Consider the following 15,788-nt stretch of genomic DNA (forward strand, 5'->3'; position numbering starts at 1 on the left):
AAAAGAGGGCAAGTAAATGTATCAAGTACCAAATGGGTTTTCAAAGGATTTTTTATGGGGCGGAGCAGTTGCCGCTAATCAGTGTGAAGGGGCATTTGAATATGAAGGGAAAGGTACAAGCATTGCGGACATCAATGAGTTCCGAGCTGATCTGCCTCTAGAAAAGAGAGCGAATGCGGAGATTTCTACTGATTACATTGAAGAAGCGCTAAATAGTAAAACAGGAGTATTTCCAAAAAGATGGGGCATTAATTTTAAAGAAACATATCCAGCAGATTTAAAATTATTAGGAGATATGGGCTTAAAACTTTTTAGAACATCCATCGACTGGTCGCGAATCTTCCCAAATGGAGATGAGCTTGAACCAAACGAAGCAGGATTGCTATTTTATGATAAATTGATCGATGAAATCATCGCAAACGGCATGGAACCGATGATCACGCTCTCTCATTATGAGATGCCACTAAATTTGACTTTGAAGTATAAAGGGTGGTATTCAAGAGAAGTCGTTGATTTCTTTGTTCATTATTGCAAGGTTCTTTTTGACCGTTATCAAGGCAAAGTCAACTATTGGATCGTGATCAACCAAATCAATTTGATCGGACATGAATCATTCAATCATTTAGGTATTGCAGAAGATAAAGTGGATAATCTGCAAGAAGCAAAATATCAAGGAGTTCATCATATGATGATAGCATCGGCCTTAGCAACGGAGTATGCTCATCAAGTAGATGAACAGTATAGAATAGGGATGATGCTTTGCGGTGGTCCAGAATATGCAGCAACGTGCAAACCTGAAGATGTATTAGCAACCCTGAAAATCAATCAGATGGAGTATTTTTTTGCTGACGTATTACTAAGAGGGTATTATCCAGGTTATGCATTTCGTTATTTCGAAGAACATGATATTAAGTTGGAATTTGCAAGAGACGATGAGGAAATTTTGAAAAATACAGCTGATTATCTGTCATTCTCTTACTATTACACACGAATTTGTGATGCTGGGCACACGGAACCCTATCGGAATAAATCATTACCCGCAAATCCTTGGGGCTGGACGATCGATCCGTTGGGGCTACGAACATTATTGAATTCATTTTATGATCGCTACCAATGCCCAATTTATATTACGGAAAATGGGATTGGTTGTTATGATCGCTTGGAAGAGGATGGAACTGTGCATGATGATTATCGTATTGATTATTATAAGGCTCATATTGAGCAAATGAAAGAGGCAATCAAAGATGGTGTGGACCTAAGAGGTTATTGTGCTTGGGGACCAATCGATATTATCAGTTGTTCTTCATCTGAGATGAGCAAGCGCTATGGTTTTATTTATGTCGATCAAGACGATTATGGTCAAGGGAGTCAAAAACGATATCTAAAAGATAGTTATCATTGGATGAAGCAGGTTATTGCAAGCAATGGTGAAGATTTATAACAATTTTTTTGTATAAAAAGAACCCAGTAACTAGGATGGAAACTAGCTGCTGGATTCTTTTGCTTTAGTATCATCTTTTGGTCAATTTCACGACGACTTCACATCGCGCAGTTTGGGGAAACATATCGACTGATTGTAAGTATTGAACATCAAATACTTTCGCTAAATCAACTAAATCTTTTGCCAATGTTGATACATTGCAAGAGATGTACACCATCTTTTTCGGTGGCTGTTTTAAGATTGCTTTCAGTAGTTTTTGATCCAATCCGGTTCTAGGAGGATCAACAATGATAGCATCGGGTTTAAAACCGCTTTGAAGCCATTTAGGCAACAGTTCTTCTGCCGTTCCTACTTCGTAATGCGTATTACTTACACCTAAGCGTTCCGCATTATTTTTAGCATCCTCGATTGCAGCAGGGATGATGTCCATGCCACGAACTTCTTTCGCTTGTTTGGCAATACTTAAACCAATTGTACCAACACCACAATAAGCATCAACGACAGTTTCATTTGGTTGTATATCTAAGGCCTTTAAAGCTTCGCTATATAAAACTTCTGTTTGTTCTGGATTCAGCTGAAAGAAGGCTCTAGGCGACAAATCGAAGGTGACTTCATTGATTTGCTCTTCAATGCTTTCTTTGCCCCATACATGGATCGTTTCATCCCCCATAACGATGGAGGTTCGTTTGTTTTGAACGTTTTGCATGATGGAAACCACTTCAGGTAATTGTTGTGTGATTTCGTCAACTAAGGCTTTTTTTTGCGGAAATTTTACAGATTGGGTAATAAAAACAACTTGGACTTCATTTGTTTTTACGCCAACACGAACCATTAGTGTTCGAAAGATCCCACTATTTTTTCGTTCGTTGTAAATAGGTAGCTGATATTTGTTTAGCAGTTCAACTAAAGCATTCATGACTTTTGTTGTGGCTGGTTGTTGAACAAGGCAATCATCAATCGGCACTAAACGATGAGAGTCCGCTTGATATAGACCTGCTTCAACCTCGTCATCGATTTTACGTAATTGAAATTGGGCCTTATTCCGATAATTCCAAGGATTTTTCATCCCAATTGTTTTAAGTAATGAATAGTTTTCGAAGTTTCTTGGTCTGAATTTATTTAACGATTGCTTTAATAAGTCTTTTTTAAAGAGTAGCTGAGCAGGATAAGCAAGATGCTGCAGTTGACAGCCGCCACATGCTTCATAAACTGGGCATGGTGGAATAACTCGTTCTGGTGCTGCTTTGACAATTTTTTTCAATTGACCTTCCAGAAAACGAGGGGAAACTTTTGTGATTTCGACTGAAATATCTTCTTTTGGTAAAGCACCAGGCACAAAAACAATCGTTTTTTTATAATAACCGATGCCTTCACCATTGATCCCTAGGCGTTTTATTTTTAAAGGAATCGTTTGTCCTTCTTTTAATTGTTGTGTGGTCATAATTCCATCCTTTTGATCCGTAGATTTATAAATATGCTGGGACTTGTTCAAATGTTGTCCCACTGTTTTGTCATTTCTTATTTTAGCACAATTTGGTTGGTTTAGCTTCTGCTAAATATATGTTATAGTAGAATATATGTTCTCACTAGAAAGGCGGAGAGAGATGGAAACAATCACAAAAATCACTAAAGACAAAGGACAGTTTTATCTTATCTGGCTCTCTTCAGGAGAAAAACTGCGTGTGTCTGAGGATACGTTAGTTCGCCAACGCTTGTTAAAAGGACAAGAAGTAACGACAGCTGAAATCGAGCAAATTAAAAAATCGGGTTCATATGATGTTGGCTTACAGATGTCATTGAATTATCTAAGCTATCAATTACGTTCAAAAAAAGAAATTTTAGATTATTTGAAAGAAAAAGAAATTCTACCCGAAGATCGCAAAACAATCGTGATCCGCTTAAAAGAAATGAACCTTTTGGATGATAAAATTTTTAGTGAAAGCTATGTTCGAACACTGATGCGGACAAGTGATAAAGGGCCCAAGATGATCGAACAACAACTAAAACGAAAAGGCTTGAATGATGAAGACATTCAACATGGGTTAACTTTTTATACAATGGATGATCAAGTAGAAGTAGCAAAAGCAACGGCTGAAAAAGCGATGAGACGGTATCGGACGAAAAGTTTCAAAGAGGCTGTCCAAAAAGTTCAAATGCACTTGATGCAAAAAGGCTTTAATAGAGAAGTGATCGATTTAGCTCTTGATGAGTTATCGTTTGAAAAAGATGAAGAACAAGAATTAGATGTGATCAAAAAAGAGGGTGATAAGCTATGGGAGAAACACCGTAAGCTAGATCCTTATAAACGCTTGATGAAAGTCAAACAAGGACTATTCCAAAAACGATTTGACTCAGATTTGATTCAGCAATATTTCGACGAAAAGGAATTAGAGGATGAAGAATGAAAAATATTGGGAGACTTGGAGTGAAGCACAGCTTCAAGCTTTTCAAGAAGAGTTTCTTGCTTGGTATGAAAAAGAGAAACGAAATTTACCCTGGCGTGTTAATCTAGATCCCTACCGTATCTGGATTTCAGAAATCATGCTACAACAAACTCGTGTTGATACGGTGATCGATTATTACTATCGTTTTATGGAGTGGTTTCCGACAATCAAGGATTTGGCTGAAGCGCCAGATGATAAGTTATTAAAAGCGTGGGAAGGTTTAGGCTATTATTCCAGAGCAAGAAATTTAAAAGTTGCCGCGCAGCAGATCATGACAGAATTTGATGGTCAGATGCCAGAAACAATTGAAGAAATTCGTCAATTAAAAGGGATTGGTCCATACACGGCAGGTGCAATCGGAAGCATCGCTTTTCATATTCCTGAACCTGCGATTGATGGTAATGTGATGCGAGTTGTCAGCCGTTTGTTTGAAATCAGTGATGACATTGCCAAGCCTAGTAGTCGTAAGGTTTTTGAAACAGCAATGTATAAAATCATCGATCAACATCGTCCTGGAGACTTTAATCAAGCGATGATGGATCTTGGGTCTTCGATTTGTACACCAACATCTCCAAAATGTGAACAGTGTCCGATTCAATCATATTGTTTAAGTTATAAAAACAATACAATGACGAATTATCCAGTCAAATCTAAAAAGTTAAAACCTAAAGATGTTTACTATATCGGTGGCATCATTGAAAATAAACAGCAGGAATTTTTATTACAGCAACGTAATGCCAAAGGGCTGTTAGCAAATATGTGGCTATTTCCGATAGAAGAAGTCAGCAAAGAACGTTTTGAATTTCTGCAAAAAACTGGTGTGAAAGAAGAAAAGCAATTATCACTTGATTTTGAGGAATCACTGTTAGTTGCGGAAGAAAATCCAGAAATTTTTGACCAATACTCTCATGTAGTTTGGCAAAAACGAGTATTAGGAGAAGTAACACATATTTTCAGCCATTTAAAATGGCATATTTTAGTTTTCTATGGACGAAAAATAGGAGAAACTATTACTGATGAAAATCAAGCTTGGGCAACAAAAGACGAATTTTCAAATTATGTTTTTCCAAAACCACAACAAAAAATGGTAGAACTATATAAAGAAGAATTTGGAACTACAGAATAATTTTTGGTGCGAACCCCAAGTGGACATAAAATCTCTAGGGGAACCGCACCAAAATTTTACTGATTTTAGTTAAGAAATAGACTTTTTCTCATTTTAATTTAATGTTATACTGTGTTTAGTGATGGAATAGTGGAAATATGTCATGTATTTCCACTATTTTCACGGTCTAGCTCTGTTTAGAGCTAGTGGATTGAAATGAGTGACTGGCGTAAGTAGTCAAATTTATCGGGGTCTAGCTCTGTTTAGAGCTAGTGGATTGAAATCTTGTTCGATATAGTCGATAGTTCATACCCCATTAGTCTAGCTCTGTTTAGAGCTAGTGGATTGAAATAGAGATACGCACGTTTGCAGTTTCACGATCATATAGTCTAGCTCTGTTTAGAGCTAGTGGATTGAAATGCTGCCCTCGGGCACTTTGCCTGCAAACATTGACGGTCTAGCTCTGTTTAGAGCTAGTGGATTGAAATCACGGTAAAGCAAGCACGGTTACAACTGGCTTAAGTCTAGCTCTGTTTAGAGCTAGTGGATTGAAATAGTATCACCTAAATCAAAAAAGTTTAAAGGAAGTGTCTAGCTCTGTTTAGAGCTAGTGGATTGAAATTGGAATAGTAACTTTACTTGCCGCTCCGTCAACTTGTCTAGCTCTGTTTAGAGCTAGTGGATTGAAATTAAGACAATATTATTATCTTTATCACGGCCAAAGGTCTAGCTCTGTTTAGAGCTAGTGGATTGAAATATACCCTTCTTTTTACTCCCGCCGTCTCCATTTAGTCTAGCTCTGTTTAGAGCTAGTGGATTGAAATAATTTATGGTCATGAAAATGAAATAAGAATTTTTCCAGTCTAGCTCTGTTTAGAGCTAGTGGATTGAAATCATTTCGTAATTATCAGGATAAGCACATTTTAGAGTCTAGCTCTGTTTAGAGCTAGTGGATTGAAATACATATTTTTTAGTAGTAGTTTTTAAAATATCGTTGTCTAGCTCTGTTTAGAGCTAGTGGATTGAAATAAATGATCAATTTTTATTATTTAATGAATTTATCCGTCTAGCTCTGTTTAGAGCTAGTGGATTGAAATATAACGGAATTGCGATTTCCGCAAATCCGCAAGAAGGTCTAGCTCTGTTTAGAGCTAGTGGATTGAAATATTATCGTATTGTCTTGTTGTGGTGGTTGACTTGGGTCTAGCTCTGTTTAGAGCTAGTGGATTGAAATAAGTCTCTTTCAAAAGTCTCCCAAAACCTAACGATATTTCTAGCTCTGTTTAGAGCTAGTGGATTGAAATCGGAACTTTCTTACGTGATGAAGTTCGTGAAGAGTCTAGCTCTGTTTAGAGCTAGTGGATTGAAATTTCTTCTTGGAGAAAGTTAAGACAACTATGTTTGGTCTAGCTCTGTTTAGAGCTAGTGGATTGAAATGAGTATTTAGCCAATAATCAAAAAGAGCTACTATGTCTAGCTCTGTTTAGAGCTAGTGGATTGAAATCTCAAGGATTAGAACAAGGAATCGGTGCGAATAGTCTAGCTCTGTTTAGAGCTAGTGGATTGAAATTTAAAGAATCAAATTCTTGTTTATTGTTATTTGCAGTCTAGCTCTGTTTAGAGCTAGTGGATTGAAATATCAGCAACAAAAGATTTATACACTTGATTGATGTCTAGCTCTGTTTAGAGCTAGTGGATTGAAATTGAAAAACCCAACGACCTACAAACGTTTTACACTGTCTAGCTCTGTTTAGAGCTAGACCTTCTTAAAATCTATTCCAATGTCAGCCTCCAAAAACTAAAATCGAACGATTTATTTTAAAAGATAGTTCTCATTACTGTAAGAAACCAAACTACTTAGTATGCAAAGTTGAAAATTATGATATAATTATGTTGATATCGGTGTAATGAACACCCAAACGAGAAATTAGTAGCTTTTAGAAGCGATTTTTCGTACTAGGGAAAGTTGGGGGACTATGGCAATTCCAAAAGAAGGTGAATTTGTAACAATTCAAAGTTACAAACACGATGGGCATTTGCATCGAACATGGCGAGATACTATGGTATTAAAAACGAGCGAGTATTCTTTAATCGGTGTCAACGATCATACATTGGTAACAGAGTCTGACGGGCGTCGTTGGGTTACTCGTGAACCAGCTATAGTTTATTTCCATAAAAAATACTGGTTCAACATAATAGCGATGATTAGAGAAAAGGGGGTTTCTTATTACTGCAATCTGGCGTCACCGTATCTTTTAGATGATGAAGCATTGAAGTACATTGATTATGATCTGGATATCAAAGTTTTTCCTGATGGTGAAAAACGGTTATTGGATGTGGACGAATACGAATTTCACAGTAAAATTATGGATTATCCAGAAGATATTGATTTTATTCTAAAAGAAAATGTTAAGACGTTAGTAGATTGGATTAATAACGAAAAAGGCCCATTCTCTGAAGCCTATGTAGATATCTGGTATCAGCGTTACCAAGAGCTATCAAAGAAATAGCCATTGTGAGATGTGAAGTCAAAAAAGAGCTTGGGACGTAAGTCCTAGATAAATCCAGATGTTAGTCAAATTGATTATCATCTGGATTTTTCTTATACAAAAATAGAACCTCTTGTTAAAATAAAAGGAACTACAAAAATAAACAAGCATGTTTTTTTAGTTAAAATTATATGATGAACCACGTTTTTCTTCTTTAAAACGTTAGCTATCAGTTCGAAAAAGTAGGGCGATCATTCTAAATGAGCTTATTCAGATTTTTTCAGATTAGTGCTCTTTTACTTTTCACTATCAAGATATCTTTTTTTTCAAAAAATGATACTAAAGACGATTTTATCTATGTATATGCAACCTAATATTTCAATCAAAGAGCACTTCTTGCTAAATTCAAGTAAAAATGAATTTAGCAGTTTTTTTTTGAAATCAATTAAAAATTCAGGATGAGAAATCAGTTTAATAAGCTATAGTGATCATTTGATAAACTGCTTTAAAAAGGATATTTAGTTCTGAAAAATCGACTTGAAGAGATATGTTATAAGGACATTCTCAGTCGTTTTCTTAATTTGTTCGTAAAATATCTATTTTCAATTACATAAGTCTTATAATTTCTTCTTAACCTAACAGACAAATCTTCTATAAAATACGGCTCCATTTTGTAATCTTTGGAATGAAAAAATTAAAAGAATGTATCATATTAATATTATAAATATATTTAGTTAATTTAAAAAAACATTAAGTTTGTTTACTCTGAAGTGTTGAGAATTTTAATAACAATTGTTGTCAAGTATCATTTTAGAATATTGTTATAAAAAACTAAATGAGTAAATTAACTTTTCCACAATTATTCTAGCGAAAAACTATAGTAGGAAAGAGGAGGATTAACAAAATGAGCAAAAAAAAATATGTACTTTCTACAATAAGCTTACTATCAATCTTATTATCCGTTACGTGTTATTTCTTTAATACATCAGCAATTTTTGCTAAGAGTGAATACAACGGAGACAAGTATGTGATAAATACGCAAATCACCGATAGTTCAAGTACCATTATTGGAAATAATGGTACTATGGAAATAAATGAAATTTATAACTTAGATTACGAGTGGCGTATTCCGGATAATACGTATAAAAATGGAGATATTTTAGAATTTTCTATTCCAAAAGAATTTAAAATTGTACAAAATTTTAAATTTAATTTGTATAAGGATGGAAATGAAGTGGCTCGCGTCACTATTTTAGGGAACGAAGATGCTGGATATTATATCAAGATGCAGTTTACTACGAATTATGTTGAAACGCATTCAGAAGTTTCTGGAACATTTAATTTGAGTTATGTATTAAATGAGAAATACATCCAAACAGATGGAGATAATACAATTGTTTTACCGGACAAAGAAATAGTGGTCCATGTACCTAAACCGGATGAAGGAACTCCTGGTGGTGGCTCTGGTGTAGGAGCGGGAGATACAAACTGGAACAAAAAAGAAGGGGATGCTATTTTAGCGAATTTGCCAGAAAGTCCGAATGAGACCAGTACAGTGTTCAATTGGAATATTGGTTTGGGAAGAAATACGCTATTAGGCAAAGCAAGCTCTTTTGATGAAATTAAACATATTTATATTGAAGATACACCCTACGATCAAAAAATGGTTTCTTTCGGAGACATTTCACCAGGGTGGGCTGGTTCGTATGCTTTTGAAGGAGGATTTTTCACCTCTCTACCGTGGGAATATGGTGGTGTAAGTCAAGAAAAAATGGGATTGATGCGTGATCCACTGAATACATATTATTCTGGATTTAAAACAGATATTTTACCAACTGTTCAAAAATATGAAAAACTTGCACAAGACAACAATTCTGAATTTAAACAATATAAATTAGAATATTATACGACACCATTGAATGAAGTATTGGAAGACACAGAATTTACAAATGATGCGACTATTACCATTGTATATAATGATAATTCTGAAAAAGTTTGGAAATTATCTGAGTCTCAAATGTACAACGTGGCTGAGGGGACCATTACCGGGAAAACAGCAGGAGTTGAATTTCAAAAAGTTGATGGAACCACTAATCAGGGATTGGGGTCAGCAGTTTTTGATTTGTATAAAAAAAATATCACTGGGAATTATACTAAGGTAAAAAGTAACATCACCTCTGGTACAGATGGTAAAGTCAAAGTAGACAATTTAACAACCGGTGATTATTATTTTAGTGAAATACAGGCTCCGTCAGGATATGAACAATCAAAAGATAACTTATATTTTACCATTGAATCAAAAGATTTAATGGAACCAAACCAATCCATTACTTACAAAAATATTGGAGCATTTAAAAACGAACCAGAAATGACAAAAACAGCTGTTTCGGTAAACAAAGTCTGGGACGACCAAAATAATCAGGATGGTAAAAGACCACAAAGTATCACTGTTCAATTGTATGGTAATAATATAGCTGTTGGTGATCCTGTTATATTAAATGACTCTAATCAGTGGAAGTATGAATGGGTTGACTTGGATGAAAAAGCTAATGGACAATTAGTTTCTTATACGGTTAAAGAAATATCTAATGTTTCAGGATACCAAACAACTACAAAGGTAGATAAAGAGGGTACAATCGTTTTAACAAATACACATACACCTGAGACGACAAAGGTTTCAGGCACAAAAACGTGGGATGACAAAAATAATCAAGATGGCAAACGACCGGAAAAAATAATCGTAAATCTATTAGCGGATGGCATAGAAATTGATCAAAAAACAGTAACTGCAGATAATAAATGGAACTACGAATTTACAAACTTACCAAAATATAAAGAGGGTAAATTGATTCACTATACAGTGACAGAAGACCATGTGCCAGATTATTCCACAGAGATCAATGGGACTTCGATAAAAAATAGTTATACTCCAGGACAAACTAGTGTAACAGTAACAAAAGCATGGGATGATGCAAATAACCAAGATGGTAAACGGCCGAATGGCATCATGGTTCAACTTTATGCTGATGGAAAAGCACTCGGAGCTCCTGTTCAATTGAATACTGCAAATCAATGGCAACATACTTGGGCAGAGCTAGATGAAAAAGCAAATGGAAAAGAAATCATTTATTCTGTGAAAGAATTAGATGTGATTGATGGCTATGATATGGCGGTGGATACAAGCGACATAGGAAATATCATCATAAAAAATACGCATGTACCAGAAAAAATAGTGATCACCGGAACAAAGACCTGGGAGGATAAAAATAATCAAGATGGCATTCGTCCTAAGGAAGTAACGGTAAACTTACTGGCTGATGGAGAAAAGGTAGCCGAAAAAGTGGTGACAGAAGCGGACAATTGGGAATATGCTTTTTCAGACCTCCCTAAATATAAAGAGGGGAAAGAAATACAGTATACTGTGACAGAGAATCATGTACCAGAATATTCTGTAGAAATCGACGGCACCAATTTGATCAATCATTATACACCGGGCCAAACTAGTGTAACTGTGACGAAAGCGTGGAATGATGCTGACAATCAAGATGGCAAACGACCAGAAAATATTACGGTTCAATTGTATGCCAATGAGAAGAAACAGGGAGAGCCTGTTAGCTTGAGCGACAAAAATTTATGGCAACACACATGGACAGAATTAGATGAAAAAGCCAATGGACAAGATATTATTTATTCTGTAAAAGAAACTTCAATAGATGAAGAGTATGGAATAACAATCGACAGTGAAGATCTTGGCAATGTCATCATTACAAACTCTCACGTACCCGAAACAATTGAGCTGACAGGTACAAAAACATGGGAAGATAAAGATAACCAAGACGGTAAACGTCCAGAGTCCATTACAGTTCTCTTATTGGCAAATGGGGTGCCAGTAAATGAGCAAGACGTAACCGCGGCAAACAATTGGCAATACACGTTTACGAACTTACCTAAGTATAATAATGGAAAAGAAATTATTTATACGGTAATGGAAAATCAAGTGCCTGAGTATTCAACTGAAATTGTCGGCATCGATTTAATAAACCGTTATACTCCTGGGAAAACAAGTGTAACAGTAAATAAAGCTTGGGACGATGCTGATGATCAAGCGAAAAAAAGACCAGAAAAAATTAGCGTTCAGCTATATGCGAATGGAGAAAAACACGGAGAAATTGTAACACTTTCTTCCGCAAATAACTGGCAGTATTCTTGGACGGAATTAGATGAAAAAGTAGCAGGAAAAGAAATTGACTACACAATCAAAGAAGTGGATATTCCTGAAGGGTATACTGCGACAATGAATGATGCGACCAAGCATGGAATCCTTTTGACTAATACGTATCAATCAGATCCTCCTACCCCAGATTCGCCAGAGAAAGAAATACCAACTAAACCGACGAAGAAGATTGGCACAATAATACCTTCATTAGGAGAAGTCACGACGATAGGGTCAATACTTTTTGGAATTGTAGTGCTGATGTTGGCTAGTGGGTTATATTTACGGAACAAACGCCGCTAAAATGAGATAGTCTAGTTACTCAATTGACGTGGGGCATACGTTCTAAAAGAAAATCCAGATACCAGTCAATTCGATTGGCATCTGGATTTTCTTATATTTAAAAGGTATACAAAAATCTAAGTTATTTCCTATATAGGTATTAATTTCAGTTAGAAAAATATTGAGTTTACCCTTTGTCAATGAATTGAAAATATACCTGAAGGATGTATCGACCCCAAGATTTTTCATAATTACAAAGATTTAGTCATTTGATAATGCTCGATATTCGCATCTAGGAACATGTCCCCTTCTTTGACATAACCCATACGTTCGTAAAAACCAAGCGCAGTTATTTGAGCGCCTAAAGTCATAGTATTATATCCTTGTTCTTTAGAGAACTGCTCAGCATTTTTTACGATCAACCGCCCGTAATCTTTCCCTCTGTAGCCTTTTTTGACAGCCATTCGTTGTAATTTTATAAGATTCTGTTCAAGGGGTAATAAACGGCAAGTTGCAATTGCTTCATTATCATCATCATATAAAACAAAATGAATACAAGCTGCTTCATATTTATCGAGTTCAATCTCACCAGGAACGCCTTGCTCCAACATAAAAACGTGACGGCGAATTTTCACTGCATCTAAATAGATAGTACTCATAGTATCTCTAGTGTGGACGATTTTCATATAGCACCTCAATTATAATTATTTTATTTATTATACATCAAATAAGCAGACAGTAGAACATTACTAAAAATGAAAGGTTATTTTTTTTATGGCGTAAGCAGTTTGCAGTATAAATAAAAAATTCGAAAGGTCATGTTTACAAGGATTACAGATGAAATCGTATAAAAAATCAAAGACGTAATCGGTAAAGGGAACTTAGAAAAAGCCAAATATTATTTTGAAGAGCATAAAAATAATCTTCTGTAAATTTGATTCAATACTTTAAATAAAAATAGGTACAAAGAAGTATTGCTATGTTATTTAGGAGAGGTTATGCTAAAATCTATTAAGAAGCAATTATTATTTCATGAATAAAATAAAAAAGCACAATTTTTAATGTTAAGGGAGGATCTTCTTTGTTTGAAAAATTAAGACAGTCAAAATTATTTTTTTGGTCAGCAGAATTACTAGTAATTGCAACGTTGATTTTTGTCTCAAGTAAAATCAATTTTGTATTTGCACCAATCGGAACATTTTTCTCAACCTTATTTGCACCAGTATTAGTAGCAGGATTTTTGTATTATATCTTAAATCCAATTGTCAATTTACTAATGAAAACGAAAATGAAAAGAATTTTTGCAGTTCTTCTTGTTTTATTGATATTAGTAGTAGCTATTGTGTTGATACTAGTCAGTGTGATTCCTAAGTTAGCTTCTCAGCTTGCTAGTTTAGCTTCAAGTATGCCGACTGTTTTCAGTAATGTAGAAGCTTGGGTCTACCGAATGGCTGAGCTACCATTATTTAAAGAGGTTGATTTAACAAGTTATATAGAGAAATTGGATATATCATATGGAACGATTATTCAACAGTTTTTAAGTGGCTTATCAAATAGCTTAGGTTCAGTTGTGTCCACAGTGGCTTCGACGACAATCGTTATTTTCACAGCACCGTTTATTTTATTTTATATGTTAAAAGATGGGGACCGATTAGTACCATCGATCGAGCGTTTTTTACCTGAAAAACGCCAAGAAAGCATCGCTGATTTGTTAAACAAAATCAACAAAACATTGGCAAATTATATTAGCGGGCAAGCGATTGAATGTTTATTTGTCGGTACTTTTACTGCAATTGGTTATTCTTTGATTGGCGTTCGTTATGCCTTTTTATTCGGTGTAATTGCAGGGTTCACCAATCTGATCCCGTATCTTGGTCCTTATCTAGGACTGGCGCCAGCTGTTTTTGTAACTGTTTTTGATGAACCGATCAAAGCCGTATTTTGTTGTGTTGTTGTTTTAATTGTCCAACAAATCGATGGCAATATCATTTATCCGAATGTAATTGGAAAATCTTTACAGATCCATCCATTAACGATCATCATTGTTTTACTAGTTGCTGGAAACATCGCAGGACTATTGGGCATTTTCTTAGGCGTTCCATTTTATGCGATTGTAAAAACCGTAGTGATTCATGTAATGGGAATGATTCGGGAAAGCAGAAGTGAAAAAATTGTATTGTCTGGTGAAGGAAATGAGATAACAATGAAAGAAAAATGACATCGATTATTGAAATTAATCGATGTTTGTGATACGATTTTAGCGTGACTACTTATAGTGGTCACGTTTTTTATCAAATGGATTAGTAAACAGTTTATTACTAAATGAAATTGGAAAACGAAATACAACGTTTTTCGAATAATTTTAAGAGGAGAGAGTGCACATTATGAATGCTGACCCCGAGAGTCAGTCGCTTATCGCGCAAATTTTATTATTGATCGTTTTAACATTGATCAATGCGTTTCTTGCTGCAGCGGAGATAGCAGTAGTTTCAGTCAACAAGAATCGTATCGAACAAAAAGCAGAAGAAGGAGACGCGAAAGCGAAGAAGTTATTAAAGATTCTACAAGATCCTACGAGCTTTTTATCAACGATTCAAGTCGGTATCACGTTAGTTAATATCTTGTCTGGAGCATCTTTAGCTGATACTTTATCAGCAAGATTGGCACCTGTTCTTGGTGGCGGAGCTGCTGCAAAAAGCATAGCAAATATTATTATTTTAGCTATGTTGACCTATGTTTCCATTGTTTTTGGTGAATTATATCCAAAACGAATCGCCATGAACAAATCAGAAGAAGTAGCGCAAGCAACTTCTGGATTCGTGCGAGTATTAGGCGTAATTGCTCGACCATTTGTGTGGTTGTTATCTGCTTCAACAGACTTACTTTCAAAAATTACACCAATGACATTTGATGATGCTGATTCAAAAATGACACGTGACGAAATGCGTTATATGTTGGAATCAGAAGGTGTTTTAGATAATGATGAATTAGAAATGCTTCAAGGTGTCTTCTCATTAGATACGAAAGTTGCTCGTGAAGTTATGGTTCCACGAACCGATGCTTTTATGATCAATATTGAAGATGATATTCAAGAGAATATTAATGCTATTTTATCCGAAAACTATTCGAGAATCCCAGTTTATAACGAAGACAAAGATAAAATTATCGGTGTTCTTCATACTAAAAATTTATTAAAAGCAGCCCATAAATTAGGCTTTGACAAAATTGAATTAAAAAATATTATCCAAGAACCATTATTTGTCCCAGAAACGATTTTTATTGATGATTTATTATATGAACTAAAACGAACTCAAAATCAGATGGCGATCCTATTGGATGAATATGGTGGTGTCGTTGGTTTGGCTACGTTAGAAGATTTATTAGAAGAAATTGTTGGAGAAATCGATGATGAGACGGATGAAGTAGAGAACTTGTATGATAAGCTCAGTGAGCATGAGTATTTAGTTCAAGGTAGAATGCTGATTGATGAATTCAACGAAGCATTTGGCACAGATTTGCACATGAGTGATGTCGATACAATGGCAGGTTATCTGATAACCGCTTTAGGTACGATTCCTGATGAAGGGGAGAAATTGTCATTTGATGTTGGCAACATTACACTGACTTCTGAAGAAATGGAAGGAACGAGAGTTTTAGCATTAAAAGTTGTTTTCCATGACGAAGAAATCGTTGATGAAGAACCTGAAGAATACCGTCGTTTTTTCCGTAAAGAAATGGAAGATGACGAGCCAAGAAGATAAACCAAAAGAAGGAACAGAAGTAGTGAAAGCTACTCATGTTCCTTCTTTTATTT

Annotated in this window: 9 protein-coding genes, 2 pseudogenes and 1 CRISPR repeat array; of the genes and pseudogenes, 9 read left to right on the plus strand and 2 right to left on the minus strand. The window is 35.3% G+C overall.

Features of this window, described 5'->3' with window-relative positions; translation table 11 throughout:
- The first annotated feature begins 16 nt into the window (after positions 1-16).
- Positions 17-1,441, plus strand: a complete 1,425-nt coding sequence (locus IGJ50_RS04210) for a glycoside hydrolase family 1 protein (RefSeq protein ID WP_429949043.1) — start codon at positions 17-19, stop codon at positions 1,439-1,441.
- 70 nt (positions 1,442-1,511) lie between these two features.
- Here IGJ50_RS04210 and rlmD read toward each other — a convergent pair whose 3' ends face one another.
- Positions 1,512-2,882, minus strand: a complete 1,371-nt coding sequence (gene rlmD / locus IGJ50_RS04215) for a 23S rRNA (uracil(1939)-C(5))-methyltransferase RlmD (protein WP_429949045.1) — start codon at positions 2,880-2,882, stop codon at positions 1,512-1,514.
- 163 nt (positions 2,883-3,045) lie between these two features.
- Here rlmD and recX point away from each other — a divergent pair, with 163 nt between their 5' ends.
- From recX to IGJ50_RS04245, 6 genes and pseudogenes are all read left to right on the plus strand, one after another.
- A complete protein-coding gene (gene recX, locus IGJ50_RS04220) occupies positions 3,046-3,846 on the plus strand; it encodes a recombination regulator RecX (RefSeq protein WP_429949047.1) in 801 nt (266 codons plus the stop codon).
- Positions 3,836-5,011, plus strand: a complete 1,176-nt coding sequence (mutY, locus tag IGJ50_RS04225) for an A/G-specific adenine glycosylase (protein WP_429949048.1) — start codon at positions 3,836-3,838, stop codon at positions 5,009-5,011. The genes recX and mutY overlap by 11 nt, the downstream gene beginning before the upstream one ends.
- A 164-nt stretch (positions 5,012-5,175) precedes the next feature.
- Positions 5,176-6,694: direct repeats of the CRISPR family, unit length 33 nt; unit sequence GTCTAGCTCTGTTTAGAGCTAGTGGATTGAAAT.
- A 272-nt stretch (positions 6,695-6,966) separates the two neighbouring features.
- Positions 6,967-7,500 (plus strand): biofilm phosphatase Bph, encoded by a 534-nt coding sequence (gene bph / locus IGJ50_RS04230; protein ID WP_010773241.1) that lies wholly within the window; start codon positions 6,967-6,969, stop codon positions 7,498-7,500.
- Positions 7,501-8,563: 1,063 nt separating this feature from the next.
- Positions 8,564-9,769 (plus strand): annotated as a pseudogene (locus IGJ50_RS04235) (SpaA isopeptide-forming pilin-related protein); the annotation flags it as partial.
- Between the two features lie 96 nt (positions 9,770-9,865).
- Positions 9,866-10,120, plus strand: a pseudogene (locus tag IGJ50_RS04240) (Cna B-type domain-containing protein); the annotation flags it as partial.
- Positions 10,115-11,995, plus strand: coding sequence for a Cna B-type domain-containing protein (locus tag IGJ50_RS04245; protein WP_429950024.1), 1,881 nt, complete (start codon positions 10,115-10,117; stop codon positions 11,993-11,995). The pseudogene IGJ50_RS04240 and the gene IGJ50_RS04245, both read left to right, overlap by 6 nt.
- A gap of 230 nt (positions 11,996-12,225) precedes the next feature.
- On the opposite strand, the gene IGJ50_RS04250 is transcribed toward IGJ50_RS04245, so the two are convergent.
- The gene (locus IGJ50_RS04250; RefSeq protein ID WP_069641007.1) at positions 12,226-12,660 is read right to left on the minus strand and encodes a GNAT family N-acetyltransferase; all 435 of its coding nucleotides are present in this window, start codon (positions 12,658-12,660) and stop codon (positions 12,226-12,228) included.
- Between the two features lie 395 nt (positions 12,661-13,055).
- Between IGJ50_RS04250 and IGJ50_RS04255 the strand changes: the two genes are divergently transcribed.
- Together IGJ50_RS04255 and IGJ50_RS04260 are read left to right on the plus strand one after the other, a co-directional pair.
- Complete coding sequence (locus tag IGJ50_RS04255) at positions 13,056-14,192, plus strand: AI-2E family transporter (protein ID WP_069641008.1); 1,137 nt, start codon at positions 13,056-13,058, stop codon at positions 14,190-14,192.
- A 166-nt stretch (positions 14,193-14,358) separates the two neighbouring features.
- Entirely contained in the window at positions 14,359-15,735 is a 1,377-nt protein-coding gene (locus IGJ50_RS04260; protein ID WP_069641009.1) for a hemolysin family protein, read from the plus strand.
- The last annotated feature ends 53 nt before the right edge of the window (positions 15,736-15,788 follow it).

Origin of the sequence: Enterococcus sp. AZ101 (assembly GCF_050499005.1) — a bacterium.
Taxonomy (GTDB): Bacteria; Bacillota; Bacilli; order Lactobacillales; family Enterococcaceae; genus Enterococcus_L; species Enterococcus_L ureilyticus.

Coding starts and splice junctions, on each gene's coding strand:
- mutY (WP_429949048.1), top strand. CDS start 3,836: ATGAAGAATGAAAAATATTGGGAGACTTGGAGTGAAGCACAGCTTCAA.
- IGJ50_RS04260 (WP_069641009.1), top strand. CDS start 14,359: ATGAATGCTGACCCCGAGAGTCAGTCGCTTATCGCGCAAATTTTATTA.
- IGJ50_RS04250 (WP_069641007.1), bottom strand. CDS start 12,660: ATGAAAATCGTCCACACTAGAGATACTATGAGTACTATCTATTTAGAT.
- bph (WP_010773241.1), top strand. CDS start 6,967: ATGGCAATTCCAAAAGAAGGTGAATTTGTAACAATTCAAAGTTACAAA.
- IGJ50_RS04210 (WP_429949043.1), top strand. CDS start 17: ATGTATCAAGTACCAAATGGGTTTTCAAAGGATTTTTTATGGGGCGGA.
- rlmD (WP_429949045.1), bottom strand. CDS start 2,882: ATGACCACACAACAATTAAAAGAAGGACAAACGATTCCTTTAAAAATA.
- recX (WP_429949047.1), top strand. CDS start 3,046: ATGGAAACAATCACAAAAATCACTAAAGACAAAGGACAGTTTTATCTT.